The 15,541-nt window shown below is 72.0% G+C and carries 12 protein-coding genes and 1 tRNA gene; 8 read left to right on the top strand and 5 right to left on the bottom strand.

What is annotated here, in order from left to right:
* Positions 1–396 precede the first annotated feature (396 nt).
* A tRNA-Arg gene (locus tag LRD69_RS10250) sits at positions 397–469 on the bottom strand.
* Positions 470–787: 318 nt separating this feature from the next.
* Between LRD69_RS10250 and LRD69_RS10245 the strand changes: the two genes are divergently transcribed.
* The 7 genes from LRD69_RS10245 to LRD69_RS10215 all read left to right on the top strand — a co-directional run bounded on the left by LRD69_RS10245 (position 788) and on the right by LRD69_RS10215 (position 9,802).
* A complete protein-coding gene (locus tag LRD69_RS10245; RefSeq protein WP_277326253.1) occupies positions 788–2,437 on the top strand; it encodes a dynamin family protein in 1,650 nt (549 codons plus the stop codon).
* Positions 2,434–4,455, top strand: a complete 2,022-nt coding sequence (locus tag LRD69_RS10240) for a GTPase (protein WP_277326252.1) — start codon at positions 2,434–2,436, stop codon at positions 4,453–4,455. Before LRD69_RS10245 ends, LRD69_RS10240 begins: the two co-directional genes overlap by 4 nt.
* Positions 4,456–4,548: 93 nt before the next feature.
* Entirely contained in the window at positions 4,549–5,127 is a 579-nt protein-coding gene (locus LRD69_RS10235; RefSeq protein WP_277326251.1) for a single-stranded DNA-binding protein, read from the top strand.
* Between the two features lie 192 nt (positions 5,128–5,319).
* The gene (locus tag LRD69_RS10230; RefSeq protein WP_277326250.1) at positions 5,320–6,804 is read left to right on the top strand and encodes a Cys-Gln thioester bond-forming surface protein; all 1,485 of its coding nucleotides are present in this window, start codon (positions 5,320–5,322) and stop codon (positions 6,802–6,804) included.
* Between the two features lie 216 nt (positions 6,805–7,020).
* Positions 7,021–8,685 carry an energy-dependent translational throttle protein EttA gene (gene ettA / locus LRD69_RS10225; RefSeq protein WP_277326249.1) on the top strand — a complete coding sequence of 555 codons (1,665 nt, stop codon included), beginning with the start codon at positions 7,021–7,023 and terminating at the stop codon, positions 8,683–8,685.
* A 5-nt stretch (positions 8,686–8,690) separates the two neighbouring features.
* Entirely contained in the window at positions 8,691–9,116 is a 426-nt protein-coding gene (locus tag LRD69_RS10220) for a thioesterase family protein (RefSeq protein ID WP_277326248.1), read from the top strand.
* Entirely contained in the window at positions 9,113–9,802 is a 690-nt protein-coding gene (locus LRD69_RS10215) for a hypothetical protein (protein WP_277326247.1), read from the top strand. Before LRD69_RS10220 ends, LRD69_RS10215 begins: the two co-directional genes overlap by 4 nt.
* Positions 9,803–9,971: 169 nt before the next feature.
* On the opposite strand, the gene LRD69_RS10210 is transcribed toward LRD69_RS10215, so the two are convergent.
* Positions 9,972–10,376, bottom strand: coding sequence for a globin (locus LRD69_RS10210; RefSeq protein ID WP_277326246.1), 405 nt, complete (start codon positions 10,374–10,376; stop codon positions 9,972–9,974).
* 109 nt (positions 10,377–10,485) lie between these two features.
* On the opposite strand from LRD69_RS10210, the gene LRD69_RS10205 reads away from it, so the two are divergent.
* Entirely contained in the window at positions 10,486–11,472 is a 987-nt protein-coding gene (locus LRD69_RS10205; RefSeq protein ID WP_277326245.1) for a methyltransferase domain-containing protein, read from the top strand.
* A gap of 9 nt (positions 11,473–11,481) precedes the next feature.
* Here the strand turns inward: LRD69_RS10205 and LRD69_RS10200 are convergent, their stop codons facing one another.
* From LRD69_RS10200 to LRD69_RS10190, 3 genes are all read right to left on the bottom strand, one after another.
* Positions 11,482–12,609: an FHA domain-containing protein gene (locus LRD69_RS10200; RefSeq protein ID WP_277326244.1), complete on the bottom strand. Its 1,128-nt coding sequence runs from the start codon at positions 12,607–12,609 to the stop codon at positions 11,482–11,484.
* 97 nt (positions 12,610–12,706) lie between these two features.
* Positions 12,707–14,068, bottom strand: coding sequence for a VWA domain-containing protein (locus LRD69_RS10195; RefSeq protein WP_277326243.1), 1,362 nt, complete (start codon positions 14,066–14,068; stop codon positions 12,707–12,709).
* 71 nt (positions 14,069–14,139) lie between these two features.
* Entirely contained in the window at positions 14,140–15,540 is a 1,401-nt protein-coding gene (locus LRD69_RS10190) for a protein phosphatase 2C domain-containing protein (protein ID WP_277326242.1), read from the bottom strand.
* Between the last annotated feature and the right edge of the window lies 1 nt (position 15,541).

Below are 15,541 nucleotides of genomic sequence, written 5' to 3'. Positions count from 1 at the left end.
CGGCGGGCCCGGCGGACCGCGCGCGGGGAAGTCCTCGCCCCGGAGGAGTTCGCCCCGCGGCTCGGCAAGCGGGTCTACGGCCTTCGGCGCACTCGCCCGACGAACCGGGATCCATGCCCGGTGCGTCGTCGGACACCTGACGGATCTCACGAAGCACATCGAGGCCGGAGGGGTCGTACCGGATCAGTCGGAGCGTTGAGCGCGGCTCCGGAAGCGCCACCGCGTATCCACCATGGCCACGCGGAAGCCCGGTGACATCCGGACAGCGCCGGACCCTCCCCACTGTGACCTGGGAAGGGTCCGGCGCTTATGCGTTCGCTACGCGGCCCTCGCTACGGTGCTGTGGCCTGCAAGAAAGGCCCTCCCGAAGGAGGGCCTGACGTCGTGCGGGTAAAGCGCCCCCGGCAGGACTCGAACCTGCGGCCAAGCGCTTAGAAGGCGCCTGCTCTATCCACTGAGCTACGGGGGCCGGCTGGTGGCCTCAGCGGCCTGGAGCCCTGGGACCGGGCCGGTCCGTGACCTTGCCGGGACAAGGATAGGGCTCCGATCGACTGGACCCGGTTGCTTCACCTGCGTGGCACGATGTGGAGGTTCAGTGAAGCGAACCGATAATCGCAGGTAGGTGCCATTCGTGCACCGCTTTTGACGTCCAGCGCCCCGGGTGTTGTGCACTCGTTATGCCTGCGCCCCACTCGTCCCCTCTGTCCCGACGGCGTAACCGGCGCGCAGAGACGGCTATACGCTTCAAAAAGCCGCCAAAATTGGGCATTCTTCGCATGTGGTAACCATGGACGTACGGCCTCAGCTCATCGACGCACTTTCCGCCCTGCGCGACCGTGTCGCTGCCGTGCGTCTGCCGCTCCCGCTTCCCGGGGCGGCACGGGCCCGCCAGACCAGGGTCGAGCTGCTCGCCCAGCTCGACAACTACCTGCTTCCCCGGCTGAAGGATCCCGAAGCGCCGCTGCTCGCGGTCATCGGCGGATCCACCGGGGCCGGGAAATCGACGCTCGTCAACTCGCTCGTGGGGCGGCGGGTCAGTGAGGCCGGGGTGTTGCGGCCGACCACCCGGACCCCTGTTCTCGTCTGTCATCCGGATGACCATCACTGGTTCTCCGGGCTCCGCGTGCTGCCGCAGCTGACCCGGGTCTGGCTGCCGTCGGGGGAGTCCGCGGATCCCGGCCTCGACGACCGTGACGGGCTCGAAGAGGGCGAGGACGAGGACGGGACCGCGTTGCGGATCGAGACCGCCGCGAGTCTGCCGCGTGGCCTCGCGCTGCTCGATGCTCCGGACTTCGATTCGCTCGTCGTGCAGAACCGGGTACTGGCCGCCGAACTGATCTGCGCCGCCGACGTCTGGGTCATGGTCACCACCGCCTCCCGGTACGCCGACGCGGTGCCGTGGCATCTGCTGCGTACCGCAAAGGAGTACGACGCCGCCCTCGTCACCGTGCTCGACCGGGTGCCGCACCAGGTGATCGCCGAAGTGTCGCGGCAGTACGGGGCGCTGCTCGCCAGGGCGGGTCTCGGCGAGGTGCCGCGCTTCACCATCCCCGAGTTGCCCGAGTCGGCGGGCGGCGGTACCGGGCTGCTGCCCACCACCGCCGTCGCACCGTTGCGTGCCTGGCTGGGGCACCGCGTGCACGATCCGGCGGCCCGTCAGCAGGCCGTGGGGCGCACGGCGTCCGGGGTGATGAATTCGCTGGACGTACGACTGCCGGAGCTGGCCGGGGCCGTCGCGGCGCAGCACGCGGCGGCCGTGCGGCTCACCGGCGTGGTCGAGGACGCCTTCCAGAAGGAGGGTGCCCGGGTGCGGAGGCGGCTGCAGAACGGTGGGGTGCTCGCCGGGGACGCCCGCACCAGGTGGCGTGGATACCCGCACTACAGCTCCTCCGAGGAGCTTCTCGACGCGCTGGTGGAGAGCCTGGTCGCGCTACTGCACTGCGCGGTGACCGCTGCCGACGAGCAGATCAGGACGACCTGGCGGCATGAGCCCGCAGCGGGTGTGTTCGGGCTCGAGACCGCCGGCCGGGAGGCCGGGGGATGGGGACCCGCCGAGGACATCCGGGGCCGGATCGCCATGGCCGTACGGCGGTGGCGGCGGGTCCTGGAGGAGCTGGCCGAGGAAGAGGTGCGCCAGCTGGAGCGCAACTCCGCCCCGGACGCCGAGACGGTGGCGGCGTTGCTGGCCGCGGCCCTGCTCGGCGGGCGCCGGGCCCGCAGCGCCGGGGAACAGCTCGCCGAACGCATCGGCGCGCACGGGGCACTGCGGCTGCGCGACAAGGGCGGAGAGCTGCTCACCACCTCTATCGACCGGGTGCTGCACGGCGAACGCGACCGGCGGCTCGCGCCGCTCGACGCGCTCGACGTGGCCCCGGAGCCGCAGGCCGAATTGATTGCCGCGCTTTCCGTACTGCAGAAGGAGAGGGGGCAGCGTTGACTGCCGTCACTGACCAGGACCACGGCCAGGAGCAGGACCAGGAGCACGGCCGGGGGCGGGCGACGACCCGGGACACGGCCCGGGAGGCGGTCCGGAAGCGGGACCAGGGCCGAGGCGCGCGGTCCGCGCCCCGCGTCGTCCCCGAGCCCGTCGGGCGCTGGGACGACGGGCTGATCGCCCGGCGTGCCGCTGCCGCGGCCGACGAGCCCCAGGGCGGACCCGAACCCGAGGCCGCATCCGACGACGACGTACGGCCCCAGGTCGAGGCCTACGTACCGTCCGGCAGCCCCCTGCGGGCGCGGCTCGACGCGCTGCGTGAGCTCGTCGGGCTGTCCAGGGCCCGGCTCGACCGGACCACCCTCGCCGAGGCGGGGCGCGTACTCGACGAGGCCGCCGCCCGTCAGCGGCTCTCCTCGCGGCACACCGTCGTCGCCATCGCCGGGGCGTCCGGCAGTGGCAAGTCGACCCTCTTCAACGCTCTCGCGGGCGCGCAGATCTCCGACACCGGACTGCGCCGGCCGACCACCGCCGCACCCATCGCCTGCTCCTGGACCGACGGCGCTGCCGGGCTGCTGGACCGGCTCGCCATTCCCGGGCGGCTCAGGCGCAGGCCGCAGCAGGGCGGTACGGAGTCGGACGAGGCGCTTCAGGGGCTCGTCCTCGTCGATCTGCCCGATCACGACTCGGCGGCCACGGGGCACCGCGAGCAGGTGGACCGGGTGCTCGCGCTGGTCGACGCGGTGATCTGGGTCGCCGATCCGGAGAAGTACGCGGACGCCGCCCTGCACGAGCGCTATCTGCGGCCGCTGGCCGGGCACGCGGAGGTCACCTTCGTCGTCCTGAACCAGGTGGACAGGCTGCCCGGCGACGCCGCCGACCAGGTCCTCGACGATCTGCGCAGGCTGCTCGACGAGGACGGCATGGCCCTGGGCGAACACGGCGAACCGGGCGCCACGGTCCTGTCCCTGTCGGCGCTCACCGGCGACGGCGTGGGCGAACTGCGCGAGCTGCTCGGCCGGTTCGTCCAGGAGCGTACGGCCGCGGCGCGCCGGCTCTCCGCCGATGTGGACGCCGCGGCGGCGAAACTGCGGCCGGTGTACGTCGCCGAGGGGCGGCCCGGACTCGGGGAAGGCGCCCGCGAGGAGTTCGCCGACCGGCTCGCCGAAGCCGTCGGCGCGGCCGCGGCCGGGCAGGCCGCCGAACGCGAGTGGCGCAAGAACGCCGGGCGGGCCTGTGGGACGCCCTGGCTGCGGTTGTGGCGCTGGTACGAGTCCACCCGGCGGCCGGGAACCCCGGACCGGGCGGCCGTGCTGCCCGCGCCGCCCGAGGAGCAGCTCACCTCACGGCAACGTGTCGAGCAGGCGGTACGCACGGTGGCGGACGCCGCCGCCGACGGCCTGCCCGGCCCCTGGGCGCAGGCGGTCCGCGAGGCCGCGGTACAGGGGGCGGAGGGGCTGCCGGAGGCGCTGGACGAGCTGGCGGAGAAGGCCGGAGCGGAAGCGGAGGGCCGTGGCAGGGCCGCGGGTGAGGAGACCGGCTGTGGGGCGGGGAGCGGGGCGCCGGACGCCGTCGGTGCGGGCGCCGGGGGTGTGGTGGCCACCGTGGTGGCCGGTGCATCCGGTGTCGTGCACAGCGGGCGGGCGGCCGGCAGACCACCGCGGCCCGCCTGGTGGCCCGCCGCCGTACTGGCGCAGGTGTCCATGACGTTGCTGCAGATCTTCGGCGGCCTCTGGCTGATCGGCCAGATCGTCGGCGTGGTCGACCCGGGGCTGTTCACGGCCACGTCGGTGATGGTGGCCGGGGTCATCGGCGGGCCACTGGTCGAGTGGTCGTGTGCGGCCGCCGCGCGCGGTCCTGCGCGGCGGTACGGGCAGGAGGCCGAGCGGCGGCTGCGCGAGGCCGCTGCGGCCTGCGGCCGGGCGCGGGTGCTCGATCCGGTGGCGGCCGAGCTGGTGCGCTACCGCGAGGTGCGGGAGCGGTTCGTGGCGGTGACGGAGTTTTCCACAACCAGCCGGTAGTCCACAGTCCGCAGCAGGATCCCCGCCTCCCCTTCAGCATGAGATCAGTGACCGCACGGCAGCGGTCGCCGAGGCCGAAGGGGAGGCGGAGACATGAACGAGACCGTGGTGACACTGGTGGGCAATGCGGCGACCGGGGTGGAGTTCCGCGAGACGGCGACCGGTGGAATGGCGCGATTCCGGTTCGCCGTGACCGCCCGCCGCTGGGACCGTGAGAGGCAGTTCTGGACGGACGGGCACACCAGCTTCTACACGGTGTGGGCCTGGCGCACACTGGCGGCGAATCTGGCGGGCTCGGTCGCTGTCGGAGAACCCCTGGTCGTGCACGGCCGGTTGAAGGTGCGCGAGGAGGAACGGGACGGGCAGCGGCGGACGTTCGTGGACATCGAGGCGGTGGCGGTCGGCCACGATCTGACGCGGGGGACGGCGGCGTTCCGGCGGGTGATGCGGGCGGATCCGGCATTGACCGCCCGGCCGGGCAGGAGGCGGGGCGGACCGGAGGCGGAAGGGGCGGGAAGGGGTGGCGCCGGCGAGGGCGGGGTGGCTGTTCGGCGAGGGGATGCGGCTGCACCGCCGGCGAAGGGCCGGCCGCCGGTAAGGGGCGAACGGCGTGCGGGAGGCGGACCGACGGTACGTCAGGAACCCATTCCCGAGCTGGCGTCGACACCGTGACTGGGGCCGAGGGGGCGGAAGTTACCGGCGATAACGATTCTGAGTCGGAATGGTTGTACGACGGTATGACGGGGGATTATTCATCGTCCGCCTCCTTAGGATTCCCCCGTACTCACGGGGCACTTGAGTCGACTGGCGGGGCACTCCCCACACGCGCACCGAGCGCGAGGGTCCCGCCCGGAGGGGACATCTGTGTTTTCTGCTTCTTCAGCGACCGCTTTTTCAGCGACCGTTCCGTCATCCACGGCGGGGACGACTCCGCCGCGGGGGCGGGGCATATCCCGGTTCGCCGCATCGGTGGTGGCGTCCGGTCTCGTCATAGCCGGCGCACTCGTCGGCGCGGGCAGTGCGGCCGCCGACGACACACCTCAGCACCAGGGCGGCGCGACCGCCGTCCTGGACGGGCTGAAGACCTACGACCGGGCCGTGCTCCACACGGACGGCAAGAAGCAGGTGCTGCCTGCCGGGCTCTTTGAGATGACCGTCGACGGCGGCGGCAAGCTCAAGACGTACTGCATCGACATTCACAACCCCACCCAGGACCAGGCGAAGTACCTGGAGACCCCCTGGAACCAGACATCGCTCGGCACCAACAAGAACGCCGGCAAGATCCGCTGGATCCTGGAGCACTCCTACCCGCAGGTCGATGACCTCGCGGCGCTCGCCGAGCAGGCCGGCACCGGGCCGCTCACCGAGCAGACCGCGGCGGCGGGCACCCAGGTCGCCATCTGGCGCTACTCGGACAACGCCGATGTCGATGCCTCCGACAAGCAGGCGGAGAAGCTCGCCGACTGGCTGGGGAAGCACGCCGAGGACGTGGCCGAGCCCAAGGCGTCCCTCGCCCTGGACCCGGCGGCGGTCTCCGGTCTGTCCGGTGAGCGGCTCGGTCCGGTCACCGTCCACACCAACGCTGGCCAGGTCTCGGTGACGCCGCCCGCCGACTCCGCCAGTGGCGTCAAGGTCACTGACAAGAGCGGCAAGCCCGTCACCGTCGCCGCCAACGGCGCCCAGCTGTACTTCGACATCCCGGCGGGCGCCGCCGACGGCACCGCCGCGCTGACCGTCCAGGCCACCACCTCGGTGCCGGTCGGCCGGGCCTTCGCCGGCGTGACCAAGAGCCAGACGCAGATCCTGGCCGGCTCCAGCGAGTCCACGGTCTCCGCGAACGCCACCGCGACCTGGGCCAAGAAGGGCGCGATCCCCGCGGTCACCGCGAAGAAGAACTGCGCCAAGGGCGGCGTGGACGTCACCGCGACCAACGAGGGCGACGAGGCGTTCACCTTCGAGCTGGCCGGCGCCGAGCACACCGTCGCGCCGGGTGCGACCGAGACGGTGACCGTCCCGGTCGCCGAGGACCAGGCGTACGACTTCACGATCACCGGTCCCGGCGGGTTCACCAAGACCTTCAAGGGCGTCCTGGACTGCAAGACCGCAGGCACCACGGGCGGCGGCCTCGACACCCAGACCGCCGAGCAGCCCTCCACGGCCACGGCGGGCGGCAGCTCGGCCGGGACCGGGGGCGACCTCGCCGAGACCGGCAGCTCCAGCGCCACGCCGGTCATCGCGGGCATCGCCATCGGCCTCGTCGTCATCGGCGGCGGTGCGGTCTTCCTCCTCCGCAAGCGGAAGGCGTCGCCCGCCGGCCCGTCCGCGGGCAGCGCAGGCTCCTCCGAGTGACATGCCGACGTTCGGCGAGCGGAACGTGACATAAAGGCGGCACATCGTCACGATGTGCTGATGGCAGCCCCGGTACGCCCACGCGTACCGGGGCTGTCGCGTACCGGGAGTCCCTCCGGGTGCGTACCGCCGGACGGACGGGTTTCCGTCCTGGGACGGACGTCAGGCAAGATGGGTGTATCTGCCTACACCCCTACTGCTGCCGGACGGTTTCTCTTGGCTGAGTTCATCTACACCATGCGCAAGACGCGCAAGGCGCACGGCGACAAGGTGATCCTCGATGACGTCACCCTGAACTTCCTGCCCGGCGCGAAGATCGGTGTCGTGGGCCCCAACGGCGCCGGTAAGTCCACGGTGCTGAAGATCATGGCGGGCCTGGAGCAGCCGTCCAACGGTGACGCGTTCCTGTCGCCCGGGTTCAGCGTCGGCATCCTCATGCAGGAGCCGCTGCTCGACGAGTCGAAGACCGTGCTGGAGAACGTCCAGGACGGCGCCGCCGAGATCATGGGCAAGCTCACGCGCTTCAACGAGGTCGCCGAGCTCATGGCGACCGACTACTCCGACGCGCTGATGGAGGAGATGGGCAAGCTCCAGGAGGACCTGGACCACGCCAACGCGTGGGACCTGGACGCCCAGCTGGAGCAGGCCATGGACGCCCTGGGCTGCCCGCCCGGCGACTGGCCGGTCGTCAACCTCTCCGGTGGCGAGAAGCGCCGCGTCGCGCTCTGCAAGCTGCTGATCGAGGCCCCGGACCTGCTCCTCCTCGACGAGCCCACCAACCACCTCGACGCCGAGTCGGTGAACTGGCTGGAGCAGCACCTCTCGAAGTACTCGGGCGCCGTAGTCGCCGTCACGCACGACCGGTACTTCCTGAACAACGTCGCCGAGTGGATCCTCGAGCTGGACCGCGGCCGCGCACTCCCGTACGAGGGCAACTACTCCACGTACCTCGACAAGAAGGCCACCCGGCTCAAGGTCGAGGGCCGCAAGGACGAGAAGCGCGCCAAGCGGCTCAAGGAAGAACTGGAGTGGGTCCGCTCCAACGCCAAGGGCCGGCAGACCAAGTCCAAGGCACGTCTCGCCCGGTACGAGGAGATGGCGGCCGAGGCGGACAAGATGCGGAAGCTGGACTTCGAGGAGATCCAGATTCCGCCGGGCCCGCGGCTCGGTTCCATCGTCGTCGAGGTCAACAACCTCTCGAAGGCCTTCGGCGACAAGGTCCTCATCGACGACCTGTCGTTCACGCTGCCCCGCAACGGCATCGTCGGCGTCATCGGTCCGAACGGTGCGGGCAAGACCACGCTGTTCAAGATGATCCAGGGCCTGGAGACGCCGGACTCCGGCGCCATCAAGGTCGGCGAGACCGTCAAGATCTCCTACGTCGACCAGAGCCGCGCCAACATCGACCCCAAGAAGACCCTCTGGGCGGTCGTGTCGGACGAGCTCGACTACATCAACGTCGGCCAGGTCGAGATGCCGTCGCGGGCGTACGTCTCCGCGTTCGGCTTCAAGGGCCCGGACCAGCAGAAGCCTGCCGGTGTCCTCTCCGGTGGTGAGCGCAACCGTCTCAACCTGGCGCTGACGCTCAAGGAGGGCGGCAACCTGCTGCTCCTCGACGAGCCCACCAACGACCTCGACGTCGAGACCCTGTCCTCGCTGGAGAACGCCCTCCTGGAGTTCCCGGGCGCCGCTGTGGTCATCTCCCACGACCGTTGGTTCCTGGACCGCGTCGCCACGCACATCCTGGCGTACGAGGGCGACTCCCGGTGGTACTGGTTCGAGGGCAACTTCGAGTCGTACGAGAAGAACAAGGTCGAGCGTCTCGGCGCGGACGCGGTCCGCCCGCACCGTGCGACGTACAAGAAGCTCACGCGAGGCTGATCGTCTTGGCTCGTCACATCTACAACTGCCCGCTGCGCTGGTCGGACATGGATGCCTTCGGCCACGTCAACAACGTGGTCTTCCTCCGCTACCTGGAGGAGGCGCGCGTCGACTTCATGTTCCGGCTGGCGCCGGGGGACGGCTCGCCGTCCTTCGCGGGCGGGTCCGTGGTGGCCCGGCACGAGATCGACTACGTGCGCCCGCTGGTCCACCGGCACGAGCCGGTGACCGTCGAGTCCTGGGTCACGAAGATAGGTGCCGCGTCGCTGACGATCTCGTACGAGGTCAAGGACCCGGACCAGGTGTACGTACGGGCCTCGACCGTCGTCGTGCCGTACAACCTGGCCGAGGAGCGGCCCCGGCGGATCTCCGCCGAGGAGAAGCTCTTCCTGCAGGAGTACCTGGTGACCGAGGAGTCCGCCGCCGTATGACGGTGCCCGTGCAGTCGCTGCAGTTCGTCGACGCGAGGGAGGCGGCGGATCTCGCCGCCTTCCTCGGCCGGCTCCTCCACTACGACCGGGCGGCCGCCGTCCGGCTGCAGGCGGGCGGCAGCGCGCTGGCGGTGTTCGGCCGTCCGGCGTCGTTCGAGGTCCTCGCGATCCGGACGGCGCGGCTGGAGGGCACGCACGACTTCGACGTCACCGTGTCCGCCGGTGAACTCCTCGAATCCCTCGATGTCGAGGGCACAGCCGACGGCGGGGGCGCCCTGCCCGCTCCCGTCACCGGTCCGCCGTGGACGGGGATCCTCCCGCCGCGCGGCGGCTGGCAGGAGCAGCCGGGACTGCCCGGTCCCGTCGCCCTGCGCGCGGCGCTGAACGCCGCGGTGGCGGAGTTCCGTTCCCGCGACACGGCGCTGCCCGCGGAGCGCCGTACCCGGGCGGAGCGGGACCTCATCGGCCATGAGATCTGGTCGCGCACGATCGGCGACACGGGACTGCCGTTGCGTGCGGTCCATGCCGCCCAGTCCCTCGGCTTCCTCCGCCCGGACCCGGACTTCCCGGTCGCCCTGCTCGCCTCCGGCCCCTGGCTGCGGCTGCGCACCCCGTTCGGCTCGATCGCCCTGCGGCGTGCGGGCGGCGGCCTCGGGAACCTCGGAGTGACGTTCGGCCCGCGCTGACCCCCGCGGCTGCCGGCAACCGCACCGGCACGGGCGGCACTGCCGGTACCGGTCACCTTGATGGGACCGCGACCGCTGTGCGGTGGTGGCGCACCGCACACCGCACACCGCACACCGCACGGTGGCCACAGGAAGAGTGCCCTCCGGAACGGTGCGCGGGGCGGAGCCGTCAGCCCTCGGTGTTGATCATCGACGCCGCGGCGTACGTGAGGTAGTCCCACAGCCGGCGCTCGTGCTCCGGGGCCAGCCCGAGCTCGTCGAGGGCCACCCGCATCCGGCTCAGCCAGGCGTCGTGCGCGGCCCGGTCCACCCGGAACGGAACATGCCGCATCCGCAGCCGCGGGTGACCGCGCTGCTCGCTGTACGTCCGGGGACCGCCCCAGTACTGGATCAGGAACAGCGTGAACCGCTCCTCGGCCGGCCCCAGATCCTCCTCCGGATACATCGGCCGCAGCAGCGGGTCCTCGGCAACCCCCTCGTAGAAGCGGTGGACCAGGCGCCGGAAGGTCTCCTCGCCGCCGACCTGCTCGTAGAAGGTCTGCTCCTGCAGCGTGTCGTGCGGATTCTCTGTCACCCGTCCATGGTCGCAGACGCACCGGCCGAGGACTCGGGTCCTAGGACCCGGGTACGGACGGCCATCGTGCCTCGTCGCTTCCGGCGGTCGCGAGCGGGAGAGTGGAGGCATGGGGCCAGACCTGGATCGGTTCGCGGCGGCCGGCGCCGAAGCCCGGTGGGCGATGGTGCGGGGGATCGTCGCGGGCGGCGCGCTCAAGGACCCCGCCTGGCGTGCCGCGTTCGAGGAGGTGCCGCGCCATCTCTTCGTGCCGTACTACTTCGTGACCGGGCCCCGTGGGCCCGAGCGGCTCTGGTGCGAGGACCCCGACCCGGCCCGGCGGGACCAGTGGCTGCACGGGGCGTACACGGACGGGGCGCTGGCCACCCGGATCCAGGACGGTGAGCTCGTCTCGTCGAGCAGCCAGCCGTCGCTGATGGCCCGGATGCTGGAGGAGCTGGAGATGCGGGCCGGGCAGACCGTCCTGGAGATCGGCGCCGGTACCGGCTACAACGCCGCGCTGCTCGCCCACCGCCTGGGCGACGAAGCGGTGACCACCATCGACCTCGACCCGGAGATCACGGAGTCGGCCCGCAGGCATCTGGCGGGGGCCGGCCGCCATCCGGCGGTGATCACCGGGGACGGCGCCCGGGGCTGCCCCGAGCGGGGCCCGTACGACCGGATCATCGTGACCTGCACCCTGCCGTCCGTACCGCAGGCGTGGCTGGCGCAGTGCCGCCCCGGGGCGCGGATCCTGGCGCCGTTCGCGACCGGTCTGATCATGCTGCGGGTGCAGGAGGCGCCGCACGGGACGTATGCCGAGGGGCGGTTCCTGCACACGCCCGCCTACTTCGTCCCGCTGCGCGGGGCCGTGCCGCCTCGGGTACGCCACCCGCACACCGGCGGACTGCCGCGGCGGGTGGCCGAGAACGAGCTGTTCCGCTTCCTGCTGACACTGACGCAGTCCACCCTCGACCCGCGCGAGGCCCTCGCCCTCTGGCAGCGCGAGAAGTGCCCCGAGCGGGAGAGGTTCGGCGTCACGGTCCGCGACGGGCGGCAGTGGGCCTGGCTGGACGACCCGGAGGGGCCGTACGCCTGGCCACTGCCCGCCGACTGAGTACGCCGGTCAGCCGCGCCGGATGGTGATCGTCGTCCACGCCCCGACATGCACCTGGTCGCCGTCCTGGAGCGGAACGGGGACGTAGGGCTGGATCGGGTCCTCGGCACCGTTCAGCGTGGTGCCGTTCGTGGAGTTCTGGTCGACCACGGCCCAGCTGCCGTCGGGCTGCTGCACCAGCACCGCGTGCTGGTGCGAGACGCCCGGGTCCTCCGGCGGCACGGACAGATCGACATCGGGGGACTCGCCGGTGCTGTGCCGGCGACGGCCGATGGTGACCTGGTTGCCGGTGAGCTGGAGGCGCTGCTCCGGGGAGTACGCGGGCAGGTTGAGCCCGGTCGCCTCGGGGCCGCTGCGCTGCATCATCGCCAGGAAGTAGTCACGGTCCGGAGCGATGACCGCCGTCCAGCTCGCGGGCGCCTGGTTCGGGATCTGGTTCTGGAACGGAGGCTGCTGCACCTGCATCGGGGGCTGGGGGCCCTGCGGAGGCTGAGGTACCTGTGCCCGCGAGGGCGGCGGCAGCATCCAGTCGTCACCGGTGGGCTGCTGGACCTGCGGCTGCGGGGGCGCGGTCTGCTGCTGGAAGGACGGCGGAGGCGGCGGGCCCTGCCGCTGGAACGGGTTCGGCGGCAGCTGCGGACCGGGTCCCGGCGGACCGGGGTGGCTGTCGGGACCGGACAGCGGCTCGGCCGGGCGGTTCACCTGGGAGGGCCGCGAGCTCTGGTACTCGTACGGGTCACGCTGCTGAGGGGGCGGGGGCGGCGGCCCCTGCTGCGCCTGGAAGCCGGGCGGCAGGTTCAGGCCGGGCACCGGGCCGCCGGGACCGGGGCCACCGGGACCTCCGGGCTGCGGGGCCAACGGGGTGTAGGACGTCGCCGTGTTCGTGAGGAAGTTCCAGCGGCACTCCTCGCAGAACGGCGCCATCGCCTCACGCGGGGTGCGGCACTGCGGGCAGAGCTCGGCCTGCTGGGTCGCCTCGGGGCCGGGGCGCTGGGGGTAGCCGTAACCGGGCGCTGGCGGCGGGGGCGGCGGCGGGGGGACTGCGCCCGCAGGCGCGCCCGCCCCGGCCATGCGATGGCCGCAGACCTCGCACCAGTCCTCGGAACCCGACTGGTGTCCGTTCGGGCAGGTCGGCATGTCGGCGCTTCCCCCTCTCCTCGTCCGGCCCCGGAGGCCGTCATTCCTGTTGCTCTGCCAGGTCGCCGGGCCAGCTGGATGCCGGTCGGCCCTCAGGTCATTTCTTTACGCGAACGGTCTTGGTGGAGCGCGTTTCGAGGGTCATCTCGTCGGCCTCCGCGACCTTCGCCTTCAGTCGCACAGTACCTGTCGCCGCATCGACGACGTCCACCACCTTCGAAAGCAGTTTCGCAGTATCCGCGTTCCCGGAGGCCGACGCCAGTTGCACCGCGCGGCCCAGTTTCGCCGTCGCGCCGTCGAAGTCTCCCGACTTGCGTGCATCGAGCCCCTGCTGGATGACTTGTGCCAGTTCGGCCTGGCCCGTGTAGTGCGCGACCTGCGGATTGATCGACGTGGACGCCACCATGTCGTCCGTCCACACCGCCCGTACCAGCCCCTGCGAAAGCGTTTGCGGAGCCGCCGTCCCCGACGGGTCGGGGAGGATCAGCGAGACGCGGGCCGCCAGCATCTCCTGCCCGATCCCGGCTTCCGGCACCTGCACACACACGTGGTAGTCGCGGGACTCGTCGCCCCAGGACCCGGTCGGATAGTCCCCGGCGCGCGGGCCCGCTTCCGTACGCCGGTCGGTCAGTTCGGCGACCGTCGGCGCCACCTGTTTCACGAACTTGATCTCGACCCCGACCGGCGTCCAGAGCCGCAGTGCCACGTCCGCGACCTCCTTGCCCATCGCGTTCTCCATCATCTGCGTGAAGTCCACGGCGAGGCCCGCCGGGTCGGCGACTATGTCGGCCGTGCCGAGCAGCGCGGAGGCGATGGCTGTGACTTCTTTCACCTCCCAGTCGGTGCCGACCCCGCGGGCGTCACAGGTGAAGCGGCCCGCGCACGCGTCGAGTGCGGCCCGCAGGTCCTGCGGCGACTCGTGCTCGTTGCGCCCGTCGGTGAGGAGGATGCCGTGCCGGATGTCCACGTCGGCGGCGCCGAGCAGCCGGTCGGCCAGCCGCAGCCAGGTCCCGATCGCCGTGCCGCCGCCCGCGCTGAGCCGCCGCAGCGCCTCCTTCGCCTGGGCCCTGGTCTGGGCGTCGGCGGTGGCGAGGCGGCCGTTGCCCGGGTAGACCTCCTTGGCGAGGTGCGTACCGCCGACCACGGCGAACGACGTGCCGTCGCGCAGGGTGTCGATGGCCGCGGCCGTGGCATCGCGGGCGTTGCGCATCTTCGTCGGCGGATAGTCCATCGAACCGGAACAGTCCACCATGATCACCACGGCGGCGTTCGGCCCCTGCGCCGGCACGGCGGTGGGCGAGGCGTGCGCACCGGCCAGCAGGGTGCCGCCGGTGGTGCCGCCGCCGGTCGAGGTGACCGTGACGATCGCGTTGACCTCGCGTCCGCCCTCCGGCAGATACTCGTTCTGGTACACCTCGACGGAGAACTGCGGCACGTGGGACTTGGAGAAATTGGCCATCTGATCGGCTCCTGGCAAAGGTGGCAGAGCTGGGAAGGTCGCAGTCGGCGAACGGACGGACGGAACGGGACTCAAGCGGTGCTGTAGGCCGATCCTGCCCCTTGCGACGGTACGGCGAACGGCAGCAGAGCCACTGTTACGTTGTCGTGGCCCCCACCGTCGAGCGCGTGACCCACCAGCACCTGGGCGCCGTGCAGCGGTCGTTCCTGTGCATCCGGGGGGACGGCGGCGGCCATGTCGGCGGCCGACTCCGCGTAGTTCCACAGCCCGTCGGTGCACACCACCACCAGACCCGGCCGGTCCGGTTTGAACGACGCGGTGTGCGGCTCCAGTTCGTACGCATCGGCGCCGAGCCAGCCCGTGATGGCGTGGGCGCGCTCGTCCGCGTACGCCTCCGCCTCGTTCATCAGGCCGGCCGCCACCATCTGCGCGGCCCAGGAGTCGTCCTCGGTGAGCCGGGCGGGTGGGGTGGTCCGGTCGTCCGGCACCCAGTAGACGCGGCTGTCGCCGACCCAGCCGACGACCAGCAGGCCGCCCGCCACGACCGCGCCGACCAGGGTGCACGCCGGAGCGTTCTGGTGGCGGTGCGCATCGCGCTCCGAGGCTCTGCTGTCGTCGTGGGCCAGCGAGTTGACCGACTCGGCGGCGGCGACGATCGCCTCGTGCATCGCCTGCTGCGGGTGGACTCCGCGCGGCAGCGACTCCAGCAGCGACTCGTTGGCGGCGGTCGCGGCGGCGGCAGAGGCCTCGTCGGGGCGGCTCGCGGAGGAGACGCCGTCGCAGACGATCGCGACGACGGCCGGTGAGCCGTCCGGCAGGGCGGTGGTCGACACGGCGAACGAGTCCTCGTTGCGGTGGTGGCGCAGGCCCCGGTCACTGACGGCGGCCACCGAACCGAGCTCCTGCTCCATGTGGTCGCGCTCGCGGGGCTGGGCATGACCGCAGTTCTCGCAGTAGCCGTCGGGGTCGACATGACCGGCGCGGCAGGCGACGCACAGCTTGGTGCCCGCCGGAGGCGTGAGGGCCGCCTCGGAGACGGCGGCGCCCGCGGCGGTACGGGGGTCGGGGGCGGCCGGCGCAGCAGGCGCGGCCAGCTCGAAGTCGCCCGAGCCGGAGGGGCCGGGCCGGTCGAAGCGAACCGCCGCGGGGGCGGTTTCGGGGCCACCGGCCGGGACACCGGCTGAGGCAGCCGCCGAGCCGGGCGGCTCGGACCGGTCGGCCGCGGGGGCAGCCGACCATTCGGCGGAACCAGAAGCCGCCGCGGTGCGCGCGGCCGATTCGGGAGCGGCGCCGGGCGTTCCGGCGCCCGGGGCCGCAGGCACGGCCATGGCGATGGTCGGGTGGTCCTCCGGCGGTGCGGGTACGACCGACAGGTCGTAGCCGCACGCGCCGCAGAACAGGTCGCCCGTTTCCAGCGGCTCCTCGCAGCTGGGACACCTCGACAAGGCCGTCTCCTGGTGCATCTGCGACATT

The organism is Streptomyces sp. JH14 (assembly GCF_029428675.1).
In the GTDB taxonomy this organism is placed as follows: domain Bacteria; phylum Actinomycetota; class Actinomycetes; order Streptomycetales; family Streptomycetaceae; genus Streptomyces.
Note: the sequence above shows the minus strand (reverse complement) of the source record. Positions and strands in the feature narration are given on the sequence as shown.

What these genes read in the sequence shown, in the direction of transcription:
- LRD69_RS10190 (WP_277326242.1), bottom strand. Translation starts at nt 15,540, where the DNA reads ATGTCGCAGATGCACCAGGAGACGGCCTTGTCGAGGTGTCCCAGCTGC.
- LRD69_RS10245 (WP_277326253.1), top strand. Translation starts at nt 788, where the DNA reads ATGGACGTACGGCCTCAGCTCATCGACGCACTTTCCGCCCTGCGCGAC.
- LRD69_RS10200 (WP_277326244.1), bottom strand. Translation starts at nt 12,609, where the DNA reads ATGCCGACCTGCCCGAACGGACACCAGTCGGGTTCCGAGGACTGGTGC.
- LRD69_RS10205 (WP_277326245.1), top strand. Translation starts at nt 10,486, where the DNA reads ATGGGGCCAGACCTGGATCGGTTCGCGGCGGCCGGCGCCGAAGCCCGG.
- LRD69_RS10215 (WP_277326247.1), top strand. Translation starts at nt 9,113, where the DNA reads ATGACGGTGCCCGTGCAGTCGCTGCAGTTCGTCGACGCGAGGGAGGCG.
- LRD69_RS10195 (WP_277326243.1), bottom strand. Translation starts at nt 14,068, where the DNA reads ATGGCCAATTTCTCCAAGTCCCACGTGCCGCAGTTCTCCGTCGAGGTG.
- LRD69_RS10235 (WP_277326251.1), top strand. Translation starts at nt 4,549, where the DNA reads ATGAACGAGACCGTGGTGACACTGGTGGGCAATGCGGCGACCGGGGTG.